Origin of the sequence: Alcanivorax sp. (assembly GCF_051117345.1) — a bacterium.
GTDB lineage: Bacteria > Pseudomonadota > Gammaproteobacteria > Pseudomonadales > Alcanivoracaceae > Alcanivorax.
Genome location: NZ_JBNPEC010000149.1, coordinates 1 through 20,991 on the forward strand (window position 1 = coordinate 1; position 20,991 = coordinate 20,991).

15 protein-coding genes and 2 pseudogenes are annotated in these 20,991 nt (G+C 60.0%); all 17 read left to right on the forward strand.

The features are described from left to right. Nucleotides 1-678: pseudogene (locus ACFE0K_RS09570) on the forward strand (F0F1 ATP synthase subunit alpha); the annotation flags it as partial. A gap of 23 nt (nucleotides 679-701) precedes the next feature. Then, on the forward strand, nucleotides 702-1,562 hold the full coding sequence (gene atpG, locus ACFE0K_RS09575) for a F0F1 ATP synthase subunit gamma (protein ID WP_434535850.1): 861 nt from the start codon (nucleotides 702-704) through the stop codon (nucleotides 1,560-1,562). Nucleotides 1,563-1,620: 58 nt separating this feature from the next. Then, complete coding sequence (gene atpD, locus ACFE0K_RS09580; RefSeq protein WP_272974851.1) at nucleotides 1,621-3,003, forward strand: F0F1 ATP synthase subunit beta; 1,383 nt, start codon at nucleotides 1,621-1,623, stop codon at nucleotides 3,001-3,003. Nucleotides 3,004-3,024: 21 nt separating this feature from the next. After that, entirely contained in the window at nucleotides 3,025-3,447 is a 423-nt protein-coding gene (locus ACFE0K_RS09585) for a F0F1 ATP synthase subunit epsilon (RefSeq protein ID WP_434535851.1), read from the forward strand. A gap of 155 nt (nucleotides 3,448-3,602) precedes the next feature. Further along, nucleotides 3,603-4,970, forward strand: coding sequence for a bifunctional UDP-N-acetylglucosamine diphosphorylase/glucosamine-1-phosphate N-acetyltransferase GlmU (glmU, locus tag ACFE0K_RS09590; protein WP_434535852.1), 1,368 nt, complete (start codon nucleotides 3,603-3,605; stop codon nucleotides 4,968-4,970). Nucleotides 4,971-5,060: 90 nt separating this feature from the next. Further along, on the forward strand, nucleotides 5,061-6,890 hold the full coding sequence (gene glmS / locus ACFE0K_RS09595) for a glutamine--fructose-6-phosphate transaminase (isomerizing) (protein WP_434535853.1): 1,830 nt from the start codon (nucleotides 5,061-5,063) through the stop codon (nucleotides 6,888-6,890). A gap of 191 nt (nucleotides 6,891-7,081) precedes the next feature. Continuing rightward, a complete protein-coding gene (locus ACFE0K_RS09600) occupies nucleotides 7,082-7,561 on the forward strand; it encodes a sigma-70 family RNA polymerase sigma factor (RefSeq protein WP_434535854.1) in 480 nt (159 codons plus the stop codon). 2 nt (nucleotides 7,562-7,563) lie between these two features. Continuing rightward, nucleotides 7,564-7,737 (forward strand): annotated as a pseudogene (locus ACFE0K_RS09605) (FecR/PupR family sigma factor regulator); the annotation flags it as partial. 84 nt (nucleotides 7,738-7,821) lie between these two features. Further along, nucleotides 7,822-8,559: a FecR domain-containing protein gene (locus ACFE0K_RS09610; RefSeq protein ID WP_434535874.1), complete on the forward strand. Its 738-nt coding sequence runs from the start codon at nucleotides 7,822-7,824 to the stop codon at nucleotides 8,557-8,559. A gap of 267 nt (nucleotides 8,560-8,826) precedes the next feature. Next, nucleotides 8,827-11,301 (forward strand): TonB-dependent siderophore receptor, encoded by a 2,475-nt coding sequence (locus tag ACFE0K_RS09615; protein ID WP_434535855.1) that lies wholly within the window; start codon nucleotides 8,827-8,829, stop codon nucleotides 11,299-11,301. A gap of 102 nt (nucleotides 11,302-11,403) precedes the next feature. Continuing rightward, nucleotides 11,404-13,158: a tetratricopeptide repeat-containing sulfotransferase family protein gene (locus ACFE0K_RS09620; RefSeq protein ID WP_434535856.1), complete on the forward strand. Its 1,755-nt coding sequence runs from the start codon at nucleotides 11,404-11,406 to the stop codon at nucleotides 13,156-13,158. Beyond that, nucleotides 13,155-14,501, forward strand: coding sequence for a PepSY-associated TM helix domain-containing protein (locus ACFE0K_RS09625; RefSeq protein ID WP_434535857.1), 1,347 nt, complete (start codon nucleotides 13,155-13,157; stop codon nucleotides 14,499-14,501). The genes ACFE0K_RS09620 and ACFE0K_RS09625 overlap by 4 nt, the downstream gene beginning before the upstream one ends. A 152-nt stretch (nucleotides 14,502-14,653) precedes the next feature. After that, a complete protein-coding gene (locus ACFE0K_RS09630; RefSeq protein ID WP_434535858.1) occupies nucleotides 14,654-15,538 on the forward strand; it encodes a MotA/TolQ/ExbB proton channel family protein in 885 nt (294 codons plus the stop codon). Beyond that, a complete protein-coding gene (locus ACFE0K_RS09635) occupies nucleotides 15,522-15,974 on the forward strand; it encodes an ExbD/TolR family protein (RefSeq protein WP_434535859.1) in 453 nt (150 codons plus the stop codon). Before ACFE0K_RS09630 ends, ACFE0K_RS09635 begins: the two co-directional genes overlap by 17 nt. Next, nucleotides 15,974-16,378 carry an ExbD/TolR family protein gene (locus ACFE0K_RS09640; protein ID WP_434535860.1) on the forward strand — a complete coding sequence of 135 codons (405 nt, stop codon included), beginning with the start codon at nucleotides 15,974-15,976 and terminating at the stop codon, nucleotides 16,376-16,378. The genes ACFE0K_RS09635 and ACFE0K_RS09640 overlap by 1 nt, the downstream gene beginning before the upstream one ends. Further along, entirely contained in the window at nucleotides 16,375-17,241 is an 867-nt protein-coding gene (locus ACFE0K_RS09645) for an energy transducer TonB (protein ID WP_434535861.1), read from the forward strand. Before ACFE0K_RS09640 ends, ACFE0K_RS09645 begins: the two co-directional genes overlap by 4 nt. Nucleotides 17,242-17,528: 287 nt before the next feature. Further along, nucleotides 17,529-20,801, forward strand: coding sequence for a carboxyl transferase domain-containing protein (locus ACFE0K_RS09650; RefSeq protein ID WP_434535862.1), 3,273 nt, complete (start codon nucleotides 17,529-17,531; stop codon nucleotides 20,799-20,801). The last annotated feature ends 190 nt before the right edge of the window (nucleotides 20,802-20,991 follow it).

The following is a 20,991-nucleotide window of genomic DNA, read 5'->3' on the forward strand; positions in this document are numbered from 1 at the left end:
GACGTGTTCTACCTGCACTCCCGTCTGCTGGAACGCGCCGCTAAGGTAAACGAAGATTACGTTGAGCAGTTCACCAACGGTGAAGTGAAAGGCAAAACCGGTTCTCTGACCGCACTGCCGATCATCCAAACCCAGGGTGGTGACTTTTCCACTTTCGTACCGACCAGCGTAATTTCCATTACCGATGGTCAGATCTTCCTGGAAACCGACCTGTTCAACTCCGGTATTCGTCCGGCGATGAACGCGGGTGTATCCGTATCCCGTGTAGGTGGTTCCGCGCAGACCAAGATCGTCAAGAAGCTCGGCGGTGGTATTCGTCTGGCTCTGGCTCAGTACCGTGAACTGGCGGCATTCGCCCAGTTCGCGTCCGACCTGGATGACTCCACCCGCGAACAGCTGGAGCACGGTCAGGCGGTTACCGAGCTGATGAAACAGAAGCAGTACAGCCCCATGAGCGTTGCCGAGATGGGTGTTGTTCTGTACGCAGCGAACGAAGGTTACCTGAAAGGGATGGAAGTCGAGAAAATCGGCGCCTTCGAAGCGGCTCTGCTGGACTACATGAACAGCGAAAAGAAAGCGTTGATGGACAAGATCAACGAGAAGGGTGACTACAACGGCGAGATCGAAGCCGAGATCAAAGAATCTCTCGATCAGTTCAAAGCCACCCAGACCTGGTAATTCGCTGAAAAAGGGTACTTCCTATGGCCAGCGGTAAAGAGATCAAAGGCAAAATTGCCAGCGTCCAGAGCACGAAGAAAATTACCCGTGCAATGGAAATGGTGGCAGCCTCCAAGATGCGTAAAGCGCAGGAGCGTATGGCGGCAAGCAAGCCCTACGCGACTCGCATGCGTCAGGTGGTTGCACATCTGGCCAATGCCGATCTGGAATACCGGCACATTTACCTGCAAGAGCGGGAAGTGAAGAACGTTGGCTACATCGTGGTGACCTCCGATCGGGGTCTCTGCGGTGGCCTCAACGTCAACCTGCTCAAGAATGTCGTCAAAAGCGCGAGAGCGTGGGAAGAGCAAGGCGCCAAAGCCCAATACTGTGTGGTGGGTTCCAAGGGCGTCAGCTTCTTCAAGAGTGTTGGCGGCAACGTGGAAGCGACAGTGTCCGGTCTGGGGGATGCCCCGCACCTGAACGACCTGATCGGTTCCATCAAGGTGATGCTGGATGCCTACGAAAATGGTGAGATCGACCGCTTGTACATCGTGTACAACGAGTTCGTGAACACCATGACCCAGGCGCCCAAGAACATTCAGATGCTGCCGCTGGAAGCAGCAGACGATGAAGAGTTCAAGCGCCACTGGGACTATATTTACGAGCCGGCTCCGAAAGCCCTGCTCGACGAGTTGCTGGTGCGGTTCATCGAGTCCCAGGTGTATCAGGGTGTGGTAGAAAACAATGCCTGTGAGCAGGCAGCGCGAATGGTAGCGATGAAAGCGGCCAGTGATAACGCCGGCGACATCATTCGTGATCTGCAGCTGGTGTACAACAAAGCACGCCAGGCTGCTATTACGCAGGAAATCTCCGAAATCGTTGGTGGTGCTGCTGCGGTCTGATTTGTCAGCAGACTGGTAGAAAGAACGCGGCAAAAACGCAAGTTAAGAGGATGCAAGCATGAGTAGCGGTCGTATTGTTCAGATCATCGGTGCTGTGATCGACGTGGAATTCCCGCGCGACGGCGTGCCGAAGGTATATGACGCCCTCACCGTGGACGGTACTGAAACCACGCTGGAAGTTCAGCAGCAGCTGGGCGACGGCGTTGTCCGTACCATTGCCATGGGCTCCACCGAAGGTCTGAAGCGTGGTCTTGACGTGGTCGACACTGGTGAGCCGATTCAGGTTCCGGTGGGCACCAAGACCCTGGGCCGTATCATGGACGTGCTGGGTCGACCCATCGACGAAGCCGGCCCGATCGGTGAAGAAGAGCGCATGCCGATTCACCGTGCTGCTCCTACCTATGCGGACCAGGCAGCCACCAACGAACTGCTGGAAACCGGCATCAAGGTAATCGACCTGGTTTGTCCTTTCGCCAAAGGCGGTAAGGTTGGCCTGTTCGGTGGTGCGGGTGTAGGTAAAACCGTAAACATGATGGAGCTGATCCGGAACATCGCGATCGAGCACTCCGGTTTCTCCGTGTTTGCCGGTGTGGGTGAGCGTACTCGTGAGGGTAACGACTTCTACCACGAAATGAAGGACTCCAACGTACTGGATAAGGTATCGCTGGTTTACGGTCAGATGAACGAGCCGCCAGGTAACCGTCTGCGTGTAGCGCTGACCGGTCTGACCATGGCCGAGAAGTTCCGTGACGAAGGCCGTGACGTACTGTTCTTCGTGGATAACATCTACCGTTACACCCTGGCCGGTACCGAAGTATCTGCACTGCTGGGCCGTATGCCTTCAGCGGTAGGTTACCAGCCGACCCTGGCGGAAGAGATGGGCGTTCTGCAGGAACGTATTACGTCCACCAAGACCGGTTCCATTACCTCCGTTCAGGCCGTATACGTCCCTGCGGATGACTTGACTGACCCGTCTCCGGCAACCACCTTTGCTCACCTTGATGCGACCGTGGTGCTGAGCCGTGACATCGCCTCCAAGGGTATCTACCCGGCGATCGATCCGCTGGATTCCACCTCTCGTCAGCTTGACCCGCTGGTGATTGGTCAGGAACACTACGACGTGGCCCGTGGCGTGCAGTCCGTACTGCAGCGCTTCAAGGAACTGAAGGACATCATTGCGATCCTGGGCATGGACGAACTGTCTGAAGAAGACAAGACCATCGTTGCCCGTGCTCGTAAGATCGAACGTTACCTGTCCCAGCCGTTCTTCGTGGCCGAAGTATTTACTGGCTCTCCGGGCAAGTATGTTTCCCTGAAGGACACCCTCACCGGTTTCCGGGGCATCCTTGACGGTGATTACGATCACATCCCGGAGCAGGATTTCTACATGAAGGGTTCTATCGACGAAGTGGTAGAAGCCTACAACAAACGTAGCAAGTAACCTGCACCGGGAGACAAGCAAATGGCGATGACCGTGCATTGCGACATTGTTAGTGCAGAACGCCAGCTGTTCTCCGGTCTGGTTGAAATCGTGGTGGCCTCCGGTGTGGAAGGCGATCTCGGTATCATGCCGGGCCACGCCCCGCTGCTGACCCGGCTCAAGCCGGGTCCGGTACGGGTGAAGAAGCAGAATGGTGAAGAAGAAGTGTTCTATGTATCCGGCGGCTTCCTGGAAGTGCAGCCGAAGCTGGTGACTGTGCTGGCCGATACCGCAGAACGTGCCGACAACATGGACGCTGCCGCTGCCGAACAGGCAAAACAGCGCGCCAAGGAAGCGTTGGAAGGGAAGAATTCCGAAATGGATTACTCCCGTGCCGCCGCTACCCTGGCCGAGGCCGTGGCCCAGTTGCGAGCAATTCAACAGTTGAAGAAGAAAGGGCGGTAAGCACCTTTTGCAATTCTTCAACACAGAGGAGGGTAGCCAAGTGCTACCCTTTTTTGTTTCTGTCATGGATTCAGGTTAAGAGACAGAAATGTCACGATGTCATGCTATAAAGCCGCACGGCGTATCGGGACAAGGGTAAAACATAAGGACAGGGTATGAGTTCAGGGTCTATTGCAGTCGTTATTCTCGCCGCCGGCAAAGGCACACGCATGAAAAGTGCGCTGCCCAAGGTGCTGCATGAGGTGGCCGGCAAGGCCATGGTCCAGCATGTGGTGGATGCCGCCACCAGCCTGGCCGCCGACAACACCATCATCGTCTACGGTCACGGTGGTGATCAGGTCAAGCACATCGTCAACGGCGATCACCTGCAGTGGGCCGAGCAGGCCGAGCAGTTGGGTACCGGCCATGCAGTGGCCCAGGCCATGCCCCTGGTCAAGGAAGATATCGTACTGGTGCTGTACGGTGACGTCCCCCTGATCCGCCCGGAAACCCTGCGGGATTTTGTTGACTCCGTGGATGACAAGACCCTGGCGCTGATGACCCTGACCCTGGATGATCCCCGTGGCTATGGCCGTATCGTCCGTGATGGCCAGGACAAAGTGCAGCGTATCGTCGAGCAGAAAGACGCCAGCGAAGCGGAGCTGGGTATCCCGGAAATCAACACCGGCATCCTCGCCTGTACCCGTAGTTTCCTGGACGACTGCCTGCCAAAACTGTCCAGCAACAATGCCCAGGGCGAATACTACCTGACCGACGTGATCGCCATGGCGGTGCAGTCCGGCCTGACGGTGGAAACCCTGCAGCCGGAATTCCCCTGGGAAGTGGATGGCATCAATGACCGGGTGCAGCTGTCCCGCCTGGAGCGACTCTACCAGCTGGCCCAGGCGGAATCCCTGATGCGCGACGGTGTCACCCTGCGCGATCCGAACCGCCTGGACGTGCGCGGCAGCGTGCAGATCGCCAGCGACGTGATCATTGATGTGAACGTGGTGCTGGAAGGCGACGTGACCATCGAAGAGGGCGTGGTCATCGGCCCCAACTGCATTATCCGTGATACCAATATTGGTGCCGGCACCGTCATCGAGGCCAACAGCCTGGTGGATGGCGCCATTGTTGGCGAGCAATGCACCATTGGCCCCTATGCCCGTCTGCGCCCCGGCACGGAATTGGCCGACAAGGCCAAGATCGGCAACTTTGTGGAAACCAAGAAGTCCTACGTGGGCGAGGGTTCCAAGGTGAACCATCTTACCTACATCGGCGATAGCCAGATCGGCAAGGGCGTCAATGTGGGTGCGGGCACCATCACCTGCAATTACGATGGCGCCAACAAATTCCAGACAGTGATGAAAGATGGTGCCTTCATCGGCTCCAATTCTTCACTGGTGGCACCGGTCACCATCGGTGAAAATGCCACTGTCGGCGCCGGCAGCACCATCACCAAGGACGTGGACGATAATGGCCTGGCTGTGGCCCGTGGCCAGCAACGCAACGTCAGCGACTGGAAACGGCCGCAAAAGAAATAATCGAATTCGTTGGAGCCATGCTCGCATGGCGAATAGACAGGGCAGTGAACCCGCAAGCACTGCCGGCAAGCAATATTCAAGGAAACCAACATGTGTGGAATCGTCGGGGCCATTGCCCAGCGTAATGTGACCAATATCCTGATCACTGGCCTCAAGCGCCTGGAATACCGGGGCTACGACAGCGCCGGTGTGGCGCTGCTCAATGATTCCGGCATTACCCGAGTGCGTCGCCAGGGCAAGGTGGCCGGTCTGGAAGCCGCTACCACGGAACAGCATGCCAGTGGCTTCACCGGCATCGCCCACACCCGCTGGGCCACCCACGGCAAACCCTCCGAAGACAATGCCCACCCGCACATGTCCGGCAGCGATCTGGCCCTGGTGCACAACGGCATCATCGAAAACTTCCAGGAACTGAAAGACGAACTGGAAGCTGCCGGTTACGCCTTCCAGTCGCAGACCGACACCGAAGTGATTGTGCACCTGCTCCACCAAGTGCTGGACACTGGCGTGGATCTGTTCGCCGCCGTTCAGCAGGTAGTGAAGAAACTGGATGGCGCCTACGCACTGGGTGTCATCCACAAGGACGAGCCCCACAAGCTGGTGGCTGTGCGTTCCGGCAGCCCGCTGGTCATCGGCCTGGGCATCGACGAAAACTACATTGCATCCGATCAACTGGCCCTGCTGCCGGTGACCAACCGTTTCATCTTCCTGGAAGAAGGCGACCAGGCAGAAATCAGCACCGACAACGTCCGCATCGTCGATGCACAAGGCAACGCCGCCAGCCGTGACACCCACGAATTCGACGGCACCCACGAAGACGCGGAAAAAGGCGAATACCGCCACTACATGCAGAAGGAAATCTTCGAGCAGCCGGCGGCCATCCAGAAAACCCTGGAAGGGCGTATCGACAGCCCGGCGAGCCTGATCGACGCCTTCGGCGAAAAAGCCCCGGCCATCTTCGACCGCGTGAAAACCGTGCAGATCGTCGCCTGCGGCACCAGCTACCACGCCGGCATGGTGGCCCGTTACTGGCTGGAAGATATCGCCGGCATTCCCTGCCAGGTAGAAGTGGCCAGTGAATTCCGCTACCGCAACCACGTGGTACCGGAAGGCACCCTGTTCGTCACCATCTCCCAGAGCGGCGAAACCGCCGACACCCTGGCGGCCCTGCGTGACACCCAGTCACCCAACTACGTGGGTCGCCTGGCCATCTGTAACGTGGACAGCTCCTCCCTGGTGCGCGAATCCGAACTGGTCTTCCTCACAAAGGCCGGCCCGGAAATCGGCGTGGCCTCCACCAAGGCCTTCACCACCCAGCTAACCGGCCTGCTCATGCTGGTGCTGTCCCTGGGCCGCCAGAAAGGCCTGGATGATGCCCGCATCGAAGGGATCCTGGATGAACTGCGCCAGCTGCCCAACCTGATTGAACAAACCGTAGCTCTGGACAAGCCCATCGAGAAGCTTTCCGAAGCCTTCGTGGAAAAACACCACACCCTGTTCCTGGGCCGTGGCGTGCAATTCCCGGTGGCCCTGGAAGGTGCCCTCAAGCTCAAGGAAATCTCCTACATCCACGCCGAAGCCTACCCGGCCGGCGAGCTCAAGCACGGCCCCCTGGCGCTGGTAGACAGCGACATGCCGGTGGTCTCCGTGGCGCCCAACGACGAACTGCTGGAAAAGCTCAAATCCAACCTGCAGGAAGTCCGCGCCCGCGGCGGTGAGCTGTACGTATTCGCCGACAAAAACGCCCACGTTAAAGAAGGTGAAGGAATTCACGTGCTGAACATGCCGGCGGTGCCGGAAACCATTGCCCCGATCGTCTATACCGTGCCGTTGCAGTTGCTCAGCTACCACGTGGCCGTGCTGCGGGGGACCGATGGGGATCAGCCGAGGAAGCTGGCGAAGTCGGTGACGGTGGAGTAAAGGCAGTTAACAGTTAATAGTGAATAGTTAACAGCGAAAGCCCGGCGATGCTGGGCTTTTTTGTTGTGACAGCGGGTTGGCATTCGGCAATAGAGTAAAATTTGATCTTGATTATAGGAATCGTTATCATTCTCGGTTATCGCTTCCCATGTGCTTGAGCTTATATGCCGCCAGCCGAAAGTGTTTATTCCTTGAGCAGCCTGTACAAAGAAAACCAGCCTTGGTTGCGGGGCTGGCTGTATTCTCGCGTGGGTTGTTCCGAGGCTGCGGCTGATCTGGCCCAGGACACCTTCGTGCGTCTGCTGAAAACCGGCAAGTTACCGCCGCAGACCGAATCGCGCCGCTTTCTTACCCGCATTGCCAAAGGGTTGATGATAGACCGCTACCGCCGGCAACAGATTGAGCAAGCCTACCTGGAAAGCCTGAGTCAGCGGCCGGAGCCCTGCGTCCCGGGCCCGGAAATGCATCACGCCATCATCGAAACCCTGGTCGAAATCGACAGCCTGCTCGACGGCTTGCCCGGCAAAGTGAGCCAGGCTCTGCTGATGCGCCAACTGGAAGGGCTCAGCTATGCGGTTATTGCAAGGGAACTTCAGGTTTCTGTCTCATCCGTCGAGAAATACGTGGCGCGAGGCCTGGCTGCCTGTTGTCTGGCGCTGGAAGACGCCTGACGATGGGGGGGCAGCATGGCAAAACGGCCGAGACACCCTCGTACAATGATGGACACATCGAACAGGCCGCGACTTGGATGGCGCGGCTGTTGGCTGACGATGCCAGCGAGCATGACCAAATCAACTGCGAGCGCTGGCGCGCGGAGCATCCCGCTAACGAACAGGCTTGGCAGCGCCTGTGCCAGGTCTCGGGCAAGTTCGCCACGGTCCCGCAAAGCAGCGGTTTATCACGTGCACTGGGAAAGGCACAGCATGCAGTCATGTCTCGCCGTCGCTTTCTCAAGGCCATGGCCGTTGGCGGGGCGGGTGTTGGTATTGGCGCCGTGGGGTTGCCCTATACGCTCACCGGCCGTGCCATGCTGGCCCAACACCGCACTAATGTCGGTGAAATCCGCACCTTTCATCTGGAAGATGGCACTGAGCTGGTCCTGAACACCGACAGCGCTGTGGATGTGAGCTTTTCCAGCCAGCAACGGCGTATTCATCTGTATCAGGGCGAGATACAACTGAAAACCGGCCACGAAACCCCGCGCCGCCACTTTATCGTGGAAACCGCTGCTGGCGAGATCGAGGCGCTGGGCACTGAATTTACCGTACGCCAGCACAAAGACCATATTCATCTGGCTGTATTGGACGGCGCCGTAGAGGTTCGCCCTGCCATGGGTGGGCAGCGGCAGCGGGTAGATGCTGGGCAAAGCATCCACTTCAGACAGAATAGCGTCGCTGCCCCGCAGCCCTCTTCGACCGCCGCCGCCAGCTGGCGGCAGGGCAAACTGGTAGCCCAGGGAATGCGGGTGGCGGACTTTGTGGGGGAAATCGCCCGCTACCGCCCCGGCTTTACCCTCTATGACAAAGCCGTGGCGGATTTCACCATCAGCGGCGTCTTCACTCTCCAGGATACCGACCGTGCCCTGCAAAGCCTCGCCGCCAGCCTGCCGGTAGCGCTCAACTACCGCACCGATTACTGGGTGAAGGTCGTGCCGACCGTACCTGAATAGCCCGATGCCAGGCATCAGGATTGCAGAACATCTTACAGCGACTCATCGCGGGTATTGATGCTTATCATGGTCGGCTTTGTTGGCGAGATACGGGAACAAGGGTTTCACCTGGATCGAGCTCGAGAGAACGCCTTGCAATAACGTTTACACACTGGCAGTGCGCGGTTATTCCGCCCTTGTGAAGAGCCCCCCAAAAAATCTTACGGATTTGGCGATCTCGTTCGGAAGAGTCAATAGAGAACATTGATTCAGCCTTGGGGATCAACAATGCCAACACCTGTAGCCACTCATTTTCGGTTGAACACCTACCGTGCCCAGCCGCGCACCCTGCTTTCCCTGGCCATCGCTGCTGCACTTGGTACTGGCGCACCAATGCCGGCACTATCACAAACCGGGGATGCGGGCGCGACCAGCATACAAAGTAGCCAGCAGCGCCAATTCAATATCAAAGGCGGCCCTCTTGATGCGGTGCTTAACCGCTTTGCGCTGGAAGCTGGTATCGACCTGTCCGTCTCCACCGACCTGACCCGGGGCAAAACCAGTCAGGGGCTGCTAGGGGAGTATTCGGTGGAGCAGGCCCTGCGCACACTGCTGGCCGACAGCGGGCTTAGTTACCGCTTCGCGGGTGAGAACCAGGTGACACTGGTGGCGGCACAGGCGGGGCGGGGGCCCATACAGCTGGACCCGATCAAGGTGGAGGCGGCCGAGGCATCGTCCCTGGTAGGTGATCCCGTGCAAGGCTATAAGGCAGATTATGCCACCACCGCTACGCGCAGCCGCCTGTCGGTGATGGAAACACCGGTCTCCATCGGCATCGTCACCGGTGACCTGATGGAGGACACGGTGTCACGCACTCAGGGTGATGCCATGGAGAACGTGAGCAGCGTATCGCGCAGCAATTATCGTCTGGGTCGCTCTGAGGGGATGAATATTCGCGGTTTCCAGGTTGGTTCCTTTGCCGGCAGCTTCAATGGTTTCAAAGAAAACGGCCTGGCCACGGACGGTAACTTCGCGCCTGATCCTGCAATTATTGAGCGCTACGAGGTATTGAAGGGACCGGCCTCGATCACCGGCGGCGCCGCTTCGCCCGGCGGTGTCATCAATCGCATTACGAAAAAGCCCCAGGGCCGTGATTTTACCGAAGCGCAAATTCAAGCCGGATCGTTCGATTTCAAACGCGGCGTTCTTGATACCAACCAAGTGTTGAGTGAGGGTGAAACCGTGCGCGGCCGTCTGGTCGCAGCGGTTGAGGACGGCGGTAACTTCGTCGATGAAGTGGACGTGCGGCAATACACGGCCATGCCATCGTTGGAGCTGGATCTGTTCGAGGGTCGGGGGACGCTGTTCGTCTCCCACCGTTTTCAGAAGTTCGATGGCTCCAGCTATGACGGGTTTCCCTTCCTAAAAAATGGCGAACGCCCGGATATCTCGCGCCGCGAAAACATTGGCGGTGGCAGTGACAACGGCGCCTTCACGGATTTCGAGGGGAACGACTCGGAACTTCACTACGATCACGAGTTCGTGGACAATCTGGAGCTGTCGGCCAAACTGGGTTACGAGCGCAGCGAACTTGCGTCCCGCGATCTGTACGCCTTTACCTTTGGCGGGGCCGATAACGACGGTACCGCAGACATCTACACCGGTTACCGGGAAAGCGATTGGGAGACCCTCTCCGGGGAACTCTTCTTCCGCAAGGGCTTCGGCGCGGATCGGGAGCACGAGGTCATCCTGGGGGTAGATCACCGGGACCAGACCAACGAGTTCCTGAACGCCTACCAGTTCATGGGTGCGGACAACATATTCAATCCCGAAAACGATTTTACCGCCACGCCCGTGAACCAGCTGAAGGCGAACCTTGCCGACAACCGGGAGGTGACGCTGGAGCAGACGGGCCTCTTCGGACAACTGGTTTACCGGCCCGTCGAGCGTTTGACTCTGGTGGCTGCCGGTCGCCAGGACTGGGCCGACTCCAGTTTCCTGAACAGGACCTCCGGGGACCGGCAGGAGGGTGATGCGTCGTCCTTCACCGGGCGTCTTGGTGCCACCTATGCCCTGACCCCGAGTCTGAGTGTTTACGGTGGCTACCAGGAGTCTTTCTCGCCCAACGCTTTTGCCACTACCGTGGATGGCGATCTGATCGAGCCGGAAACCGGCGACAACCAGGAGATTGGTCTGAAGGTGGATGCTTTTGCCGGTCGGCTGGGCGGTTCCTTGTCTATATTCCGTACCGAGCGGCAGAACGTGGCCACGGCCGATCAGGACAACCCGGGTTTCTCCATCGCTGTGGGTGAGCAGCGCCACGAAGGGGTCGAACTGGATATCAACGGTGAACCGATCACGGGCCTGAAAATACATGCCAATGCGTCCTATGTAGATGCCGAGGTGACTGAGAGCAACGACGGCTTCGAGGGCTTCAGCCCCCAACGCATTCCCATTGATTACGTAGGCCGCGTGTTCGCCACTTACGAGTTTCAATCCGGGCCTCTGCAAGGGTTTGGATTCGGCGGTGGTGCGTTTTTCCACAGCGGCTACCATTTGGACATGACCGAAGACTTCACCAGTGACTCGTACACTCGCTATGATGCCGTAGCGTTCTACCGACCGCGGGAAGCAGTGGAGATGCGGCTCAATATCCGCAACTTGACTGACAAAGTTTATGTGGAGGCGCCCGGATCACCGCACGGTTATAACCAGTTCGGAGCGCCATTCAATGTGATGGCCTCTCTGAAGTTCCGGTTCTGAGGTTATGATCTTTTATGCCTTAAAGGTTAGAGCATGAGTTCTACACGGTCTGGCGTTCCCCAAGTGGGCCAGACAGGTTCTGATTCCCAATTGAGGGAGACGGTGCAAACTGCGCTGGACGCTGGCGATAGCGCCGCAGCGATCAACGCCTGCCGGGTTCGGCTGGCGGAGCGGCCGGACTCGGCCGAGGCCTATCGCTTCCTGGGCCAGATTCATGCCGCCTTGTGCGAGAGGGAGCCTGCACGAACCGCTGCGGTGCGTGCCACCGAGGTGGCTCCTGGTGACCCGCGCGGCTGGTCCGATCTTGGGCGGGTATGTGCGGCCTTCGGTGATTGGACGGAGGCCATAGGTGCGTTCCGGCGCGCCGTCGAAATCGATGGGCAGCATGTCGATGGTTGGCACAACCTCGGTACAGCGTTAATGAAAATCGGCCCTGTGGAGCAGGCTTTCGATGCACTGAAACATGCCCTTCGGATTGATCCGACCCGCGCCGACAGTTACATGAGTCTCGGCAATCTGCTGGTACGCGTGGGACAGATGCACGATGCTGTGGCCTGTTTCCAGCGGGCTGTGAAGTACGATGCGGGACTGCATGGTGCTGCCGTCAAGCTCGGTCATCATCTTTCAGATGCGGGACAAGTAGTGCAGGCGTCGACGCTTTTTCGTCATGCCTTGGCGCGTGATGCCGACGATGCGGACGCTTGGTTCGGGCTGGGACGATCGCTGGAGGATCTGGGGGAACGGGAGAGTGCTGCCGACTGTTATCGAAATGCATTGGCACGTCGGCCTGGCCATGGACTCGCCCTGTGTCATTACCTGCCGCTCGCAGGTGATTCACTGGAAGTGTCGGTGCTCGAGCATGCCGATCATGCTTTACGGGCCGAGGCGACCCCGGACCAGGCCCGTTCCTTGATCGGCTATGGTCTTGCCCGCCACCATGACCGTCGTCACGCCTTTGCCCGGGCCGCCGAGGCCGGTCGTCTGGCTAATGCAGCGCGGCGCCGTTCGGCGGGGCAGCTTGATCGCGATGCCCTTACTGCCCGCGTGGATGACTACATTGACACCTGCACCAAAGCGTTCTTCACCGATCGCAGCGCCTATGGTATCGGCACGCCCCAACCGGTATTCATCGTCGGTCTGCCCCGTTCAGGGACCACGCTTGCAGAGCAGATCCTGGCCGCGCACTCGCTGATTCACGGCGCGGGGGAATTGCCCACGCTTCCCCGGCTGGCGGACCGGCTGTGGGGCGGTTCGGTCCAGGCCTCCCGGAACGCGGCTGCGGCACTGGATCAACCGGAAAGCCTGGTGCTGGCCAAAGAATACCTGGACGCGTTGCGGCGCGACGCCTCGGGCCGGGAAGCCGCCATCACTGACAAATCACCGCTCAATTTTTTCCATCTGGCTTTCGCGGCCCTGTTGTTTCCCAACGCCCGCGTTATTCACTGCACCCGGGACTTGCGCGATACGGGGCTGTCAGCCTGGATGCAGAACTTCAGCCCCGAACAGCGGTGGGCCACTGACTTTGATGACCTTGGCTTCTTTGCCGGGGAATACCGCCGCCTGATGACGCATTGGCGAGAGGTGTTGCCGCTGTCCATGCTGGAAGTGCGCTATGAAGATGTGGTCAACGACCTGGAAGGTCAGGCCCGGAGAATGCTCCGTTTTCTCGACCTTCCCTGGGAAGATCAGTGCCTTGCGTTCCACAACAGTGGTCGCACCGTGCAGACGCCGAGCCGCTGGCAAGTGCGCCAGCCCATCTATACCGGCTCCGTGGGCCGTTGGCGGCACTATGCGGAGCATCTCCCAGAGCTGTCCGGTCTTGGTCAAGGTGGTGACGCACCGGCGAGGTTTCGATGAGCGCCAAGCGTACCTGGTTCCGTGTGCACAGTTTTACCGGAGTGATTACCGGATTGCTGCTTTTCGTGATCTGCTGGAGTGGTACCTTTGCCGTGCTCTCGTACGAGCTGGAGTGGCTTGTCACACCGGAGCTCCGGGTTGACCCGGAGGGGGAACATGTCAGTTGGAGCGCGATCATCAACGCTGTTGAGCAGGCCTATCCCTCATCGGAAGTTTCCCTGCTGGAGACGCCCCCCTATGAGCGCTCCGCGACTCGGGCATTGGTAAGCTTGACCGGGCAACCATCACGCTGGGTTTATGTCGATCCATACTCGGCCCGCATTCTTGGGGATGCCAGTGGATTCAATATCGAGCAGTTCTTCCGGACCTTCCATTACAGCTTCTTTCAGGGTGATTTCGGCTTCTATCTTATATGCAGCTTGGCCATCACATTACTGATCTCGCTGATTGCGGCAATGGTATTCTACAAACGTTGGTGGCGCCGGTTTTTCCGCTTGCCGCATGGTCAGGGTAGAACATTCTGGAGCGACCTTCACCGGACGGCCGGGTTATGGGCCATCTGGTTTGTCCTTATCATCAGTGTGACCGGCGCCTGGTACTTATATGAATGGGCGCAGTACGAGTTGGGATTGGGGAAAATCAGCTATGCCGGGACAGATGCCGAGTATGCGCTTCATGTTGTGCCGTCTCCGGAGTCGGCACTTCAAGCGCGGTCGGTGTCTTTGGATGCGCTGGTCGGCCGAGTCAGTTCGGTACGCCCGGAGTTGGCTGTTGGTTCCATCCGTTTTCGAGACGATGGAGCTGTTTACGTAGATGGCCAGGCGAGGCACCTGCTGGTTCGCGACCGGGCCAATCAAATTCATCTGGATCGAAACACCGGCGAGGTGCTGTACACCCAGACCCCGCAGGACTACTCGCTCTACTGGCGGTGGTCCGATACCGCTGATCCGCTGCATTTCGGTGATTTCGGCGGCCTGTGGAGCAAGGTGATTTGGTTCCTGTTTGGCCTGGTCTTGTGCGGCCTGATTCTGACTGGCACTTGGTTGCATGCCCGTCGTTTGGCCCGTGCTAGCGGCCCATCCAGGCACCGTTGGCCCGGAACTGGCGCGGCCATTGTTGTCTCTCTGGGTGTGTTGGTCGCATCGATTCCTTTCGGAATTGAAGAAATCCGCAGCTCCGGGACTCAAGTCGCCGGTGTACAGCACTTCCCCGACTTGGCGTACGGTGTTGTCGCAGTGATCATCGGCTGGATCGCACTGACACTTACTATCATTTCGGGTTGGGTTTGGCTGCTTTGGCGTGCTCCATCCATCAGTACTGTAAGAAAGCCCAGTCGCCGTTAGCTGAGTTTTTGGGGCCCCCGAGCGGCCGATATGAAAATCATCAAGACCGGCACTCGTGGCTACCTGGATGGCACGGCACCAATGACACGCTGATTGCAAATTTAGGGAGGCGACCTGTCGTTTCCTGCCACATTTTTTTAGGGCGTTATCCCATGACCAATGAAAACCTGCAAACGCGGCTGGCTGTTGAAGACGTGTCGTCCTCGGACGACATGTCGCAGGATACAAGCCTGACAGCGCAAGCCGAGCCGGGGAGCGCGACGCTAGAAAACACGGCTGATGCCATAGCTGAGCCGCCGACCGGGTGGGTGACAGACGCCTTGGCTTTGCTGGATACCGGAGGGCCAGTGGTGGCGTTACTGCTGCTGATGTCCGTAGTGGCATTGGCTGTGGTGCTGGTGAAATTGGCCCAGTTTCAGCGCGCCCGGTTATGGCAGCGCAATCCGGCGCAGCAGGCGCTGGAGCTCTGGCAACAAGGTAAAGTGGAAGACGCCCTGAGGGTCGCTGATACTAGTGCCAATCCAACTGCTCAGGGGTTGGCCCGGGCCATTCGCGGGCAGCGTCGCAAAGTATCGGAAGTGGCGGTGCGTGAGGAAGTGCTGCGTTATGGCAGCGATGCCCTGTTCCAGTTGCGCCGGGGGCTCAGGCCTTTGGAAGTCATCGGTTCCCTGGCCCCGCTGCTGGGCCTGCTCGGAACGGTACTGGGTATGATCAAGGCGTTCCAGCAACTGGAAGCGGCGGGTAACAAGGTCAACCCGGCGATTCTCTCCGGCGGTATCTGGGAAGCGCTGCTGACCACCGCCGTGGGTTTGTGTGTCGCCATTCCGGTGGTGGCATTGCTCAACTGGCTGGAGCGGCGGGTGGATCATCTGGCCCATGAGATGGACAATCTGGTAACGCAGGTATTTACCGAGGATCTGTCCGCCGAGGCCGAAAGCACCAGGGCAACGGGCGTTGAATCCACCGTGGCGGCAAGACAGTCTCAGTTGCCGGAACAGCAAACCAACGCACCCCCGGCCCATGCAAACACCCTATAACCCACCGCAAAAACTGGCCAGCCTGTCGCGGCGGCGAAAATCCCCCATCAGCCTCACACCACTGATCGATGTGGTGTTTATTCTGCTGGTGTTCTTTATGCTCGCTTCCAGCTTTATGGACTGGCGCAGCCTGTCGCTGGATACCAGTGCCGCCGGTGAACCGGCCCCTTCAGATAAAATGCCCTTTGTGGTGCAGATTGGCGCAGATTCCCTGCGGCTCAACGGTGAGAGCATGAGCCCTGAACAGCTGATTGAGCAGGCCAGGTCACGTCCGAAGGGCCAGCCTGTCAGTCTGCAGCCGCTGGCCGACACTCCCGTACAGGCTGTGGTGGTGGTGATGGATGCATTGAACGAGGCGTGGGTGCAGCCCCTGAGATTGGTGGAAGACCCACAGTGGCAGCCCACAGTCGTTGATGACGGTAGGGGCGATCAATAATGCACTTCCCCGACCGCCGTCCGGACCAGACCGAAGAGCGCATCCTGCCGCTGATTAATGTGGTGTTCCTGTTGCTGATTTTTTTTATGATTGCCGGCAGCCTGAGCGTCACCGAACCGTTTGACGTGGTACCACCCAGCTCGACCAGCCAAGGTCAGCACGAGCCTGACAGCCTGGTCATACTGATGGGTGCTGGTGGCCGTTTTGCGCTGGATAATGAGCCGATGACCCGGTCACAACTGCTGGCGCAGATCGAAACGATCCTGCAGGCCCAACCACAAACCGCCATTACCTTGAAGGCCGACGGAGATTTGCCGGGCAATGCCCTGGTGCGCTTTACCCAGGCGCTGTATGAGGCGGGCGTCAAAACATTGCGCCTGCTGACGGAGCCGCAAGCGGAATGAGAGCGCCTTCAGCCAAGCGAGGTAAGGAGCCTTCCCGCCAACGAGAACCGTCACTGACGCCGGGCAGGTTCGGCTGGTTTCTGGCCCTGTCAGTGGCCGCGCTGTTGCATCTGGCCGCGGTCGCCCTGGTTTTCTGGTCGTCGCACACTGAGCCAGAGGGCCAGGCCAAAGCGGCGGGTACCGGTGGCGTGGAAATCGCACTGGGCCCGGCGGGCAGGGCCGTCGGCGGGGCCAAAGCGCAACAGGGCGAAGATACCCCCGAGCCTGTCAATACGCCGGAACCGGAATCCGTGGAGCTCGAACCTGAACTTGAGCCCGAGCCCGAGCCCGAGCCCGAGCCGGAGAAAACCCCGCCGCCCCGCCCCGAAAAACTCATTGAGCCGGTCAAAAAAACCGAGCCCGTGAAAAAGCCGGTAACGGAGCCTGTGCCTGAGTCCAAACCAGACACAACCCCGGTCAAAGAGCCCCCGCCGCCACCACAAGCCAGCACAGCCGGCGCGGCGGGAAACAGTGGTAGCACCGAGCAGAACAACACAGGCAGCGGCGACAATACCGCCGGCGGCGGCCTGCCCGGCGACACCCGTGACTACGCCGCCACGCTGCTGGCCTGGCTGGAGCGGCATAAGGAATACCCTCGCCGAGCACGCCTGCGCCGCCAGCAGGGTACGGTGTTGCTCTACTTTATGGTGGACCGGGAAGGCCGGGTGCTGGATTACCGGATCCAGCAGAGTGCCGGCCATGTGACGCTGGATGAAGAGGTACGGAAGATGATCGAACGTGCGCAACCGCTGCCGGCGATGCCGGACACCATGGACGACAACACACTGGAATTGGTGGTGCCGGTGCAGTTTTTTCTGCGTTGAGGGGATTTATTATGGCCCGCGCGGCAACACCATGTTGATCCCGGCACAGGTGTATTTCTCTGCAAGAGCGTATGTCTACGAGCCGTGAACCCCCTTGGTTAACCATTCGTCTCAAGCGTCGCTCACAGGCTGGATGGTCAGGGGGCAGGTCTTGCTCCTTGCATTTCTGAGCCCTCAGCCAACATTAATCTGATGCATAAAAGTCCATGCATCCCGATCAATGCCATCGATAACCCCAACTGGCTACACTGTGGTCTTTGCCGTCGAATCTAAGACTGGAGTCCGCCGTGCCCGTCCCGTTTTCTGCCATCCTGATTGCCAACCGTGGCGAGATTGCCATTCGTATTGCCAATGCCTGCGCGGATCTGGGGATTCGTTCCGTGGGGGTGTTTGCGGCGGATGATCATCACTCCCTGCACACCCGTCAGGTAGATGAGGCGGTGGCGTTGCCCGGGCGGGGGGTGCCGGCGTATCTGGATGGGGCGCAGTTGATTGCGGTTGCCAGGGAGCAGGGGTGTGAGGCGATCCACCCCGGGTACGGCTTTCTGGCGGAGAATGCGGACTTTGCCGCGCAGTGTGAGGCGGCCGGGCTGACGTTGATCGGGCCGGGGGCGGAGACGTTGCGGTTGTTTGGCGACAAGGCCTCGGCCCGGGCGTTGGCGGCTCGTTGCCAGGTACCGCTGGTGCAGGGTACCGAGCAGGCGGTGACGCTGGAGGAAGCCCGGGCCTTTATGGCGTCGCTCGATGGCAGTGGTGTGATGATCAAGGCCCTGAGCGGCGGGGGCGGGCGCGGTATGCGAGCGGTGACTGACCCGGCAGGGCTGGAGGCGGCCTATGCTCGGTGTCAGTCGGAAGCAAAGGCCGCCTTCGGGAATGCGGCCGTGTATGTGGAGCAGTTGGTGACCGCCGCCCGGCATATCGAAGTGCAGGTGCTGGGCGACGGCAGCGGGGCGGTGAGCCATCTGTGGGAGCGGGACTGCACCCTGCAGCGTCGTCACCAGAAGCTGGTGGAGTTCGCCCCGGCGCGGGGTCTCGACGCCGCTCTGCGTGAGCGCATCATCGACAGCGCCCTGACGCTGGCCAGGGCGGTGAACTATCTGGGCATTGGCACCTTCGAGTTTCTGGTGGAGCCGGGGCAGGACCGTTTCTACTTTATGGAAGCCAACCCCCGGGTGCAGGTGGAGCACACCGTCACCGAGCAGGTCACCGGGGTGGATCTGGTGCAGAGCCAGATTCGGCTGGCGGCGGGGGCCAGTCTGGCTAACCTGGATCTGCTTACCCCGCCAGCCTGTAACGGTATGGCGGTACAGCTGCGCCTCAACCTGGAAACCCTCAAGGCCGATGGCAGCACCGCGCCCTCGGCGGGCACTCTCACCGCCTATGAGCCCGCCAGCGGGCCGGGGATTCGGGTGGATGGTTCCGGCTATGCCGGTTACCCGGTCAGCCCGGCCTATGATTCGCTGCTGGCCAAGCTGATCGTAACCGGCGCGGACTATCCCGCGGTGCTGCAACGGGCCCGCCGGGCCCTGAAGCAGACCCGCATTGAGGGCGTGCAAAGCAACCTGCCGCTGCTGCAGGCCTTGCTGGCCAGTGATGCGGTGCAGGCCAACGCGGTGACTACCCGCTATTTGGAAACCCACCTGCCTGAGCTGTTGCGGGCGCTGCCCAGTGATGTGACATCGGACTTGCCGTCTGCCGATTCATCTCCACAGGCTGACACCCTCGCCACCCCGGCGGGCTGCCAGACACTGACCAGCCCCACCACCGGCGTGCTGGTGTCCCTGCTGGTGCAGCAGGGCGACACGGTGCAGGTGGGTCAGGTGGTGGCAGTACTGGAAGCCATGAAGATGGAATTCGAGGTGCGCGCCGCCATCGCCGGCCGGGTGCACAGCCTGGCCGCTCAGGAAGGCGATGCCCTGAACGACGCCTCGCCGCTGTTGTTTGTGGAACCCGGTGACGTGGAGGGTGACGCCATCGCCACGGAAGAAAGCGTGGATCTTGAGCATATCCGCAAGGACCTGGCGGAGGTGCTGGACCGGCATCAGGCGATCAGCGATGTGGGTCGACCCCAGGCGGTGGAGAAACGCCACAGCAAGGGCAAGCGTACCGCCCGGGAAAATCTCGACGATCTGCTCGATGCGGACAGCTTTCAGGAATACGGTGCCATGGCTTTGGCGGCCCAGCGCCGTCGTCGCAGTGCCGAAGAGTTGCAGGCCATGAGCCCGGCGGATGGCCTGATCGGTGGCACCGGCACCGTCAATGCCGACCGGTTCGGTGACGAAGCCGCCCGGGTGCTGGCCATGAGCTACGATTACACCGTGTTCGCCGGCACCCAGGGGATGATGAACCACAAGAAGACCGATCGCCTGTTGCAGCTGGCCGGCCAGTGGAAGATGCCGCTGGTGCTGTTCGCCGAGGGCGGTGGCGGCCGTCCTGGTGATACGGATTTTGTCGGCGTGGCCGGTCTCGACTGCCATACCTTTGCTGCCATGGCCCGCTTGTCCGGGCAGGTACCGCTGGTGGGTATCGGCTCCGGCCGTTGCTTTGCCGGTAACGCGGCCTTGCTGGGTTGCTGCGATGTGATCATCGCCACTAAAGACGCCAGCATCGGCATGGCCGGCCCGGCCATGATCGAAGGCGGCGGCCTGGGTCGGTTCACCCCGGAGCAGGTGGGGCCGGTGAGTGTGCAGGGGCCCAACGGCGTGGTGGATGTGGTCGTGGAGGACGAAAAGGCAGCGGTGGCGGTGGCCAAACAGTACCTGTCCTATTTTCAGGGCCGGGTGAGCGACTGGCAGGCTGCCGACCAGCGCGAGCTGCGCCATCGTATCCCGGAAAAACGGACTCGCGTTTACTGTATTCGTCAGGTCATCGAGACCCTGGCGGACAGGGATTCAGTGCTGGAGCTGCGCCGTGAATTTGCCCCGGGGATGATCACCGCGCTGGTGCGTATCGAAGGGCGACCGTTTGGGTTGATCGCCAACAACCCGGGCCACCTGGGCGGCGCCATTGATGCGGTGGGCGGCGACAAGGCCGCGCGCTTTATGCAGCTTTGCGAGGCCTTCGGCCTGCCCATGGTGTCCCTGTGCGATACCCCCGGTTTCATGGTGGGGCCGGAGGCGGAGCAGCAGGCCACGGTGCGCCATGTGTCGCGCATGTTCGTCACCGCCGCCAGCCTGACGGTGCCGTTCTTCACCCTGGTGCTGCGCAAGGGCTACGGCCTGGGCGCCCAGGCCATGGCGGCAGGCAGCTTCCATTCGCCGCTGTTCACCGCCGCCTGGCCCAGCGCCGAGTTCGGCGCCATGGGGCTGGAAGGCGCGGTGCGCCTCGGCTTCGCCAAGGAGCTGGCCGCCCAGCCCAGCCCGGAGAAACAGCAACGCCTGTTCGACAAACTGGTGGCCAAGGCCTACCAGCAGGGCAAGGCGCTGAACATGGCCAGCTTTCTCGAGATCGATGCGGTGATCGATCCCATGGGAAGTCGCCAGTGGTTACTGCGCGGGTTGAATGCGTCTGGGTTCAAGACCGGCCAGCACGGCGGCCGGCCGTTTGTGGATACGTTCTGAAAAGACCAGCAGCGAGCCACGAGTTTCGAGTTGCGAAAACACGCATACGAAGCCGCTGTAGGAGTTCCCTTCCAGGGGACGAACCTCGCGCAGCGAGGCGACAGAGATTCGAGCGGCAGCAATCATTTTGAAACCTGTCGAGCTCTGCCGTCCCTGATCGCCGGTCGATTCCGCGTTCGCACGCGGTTCG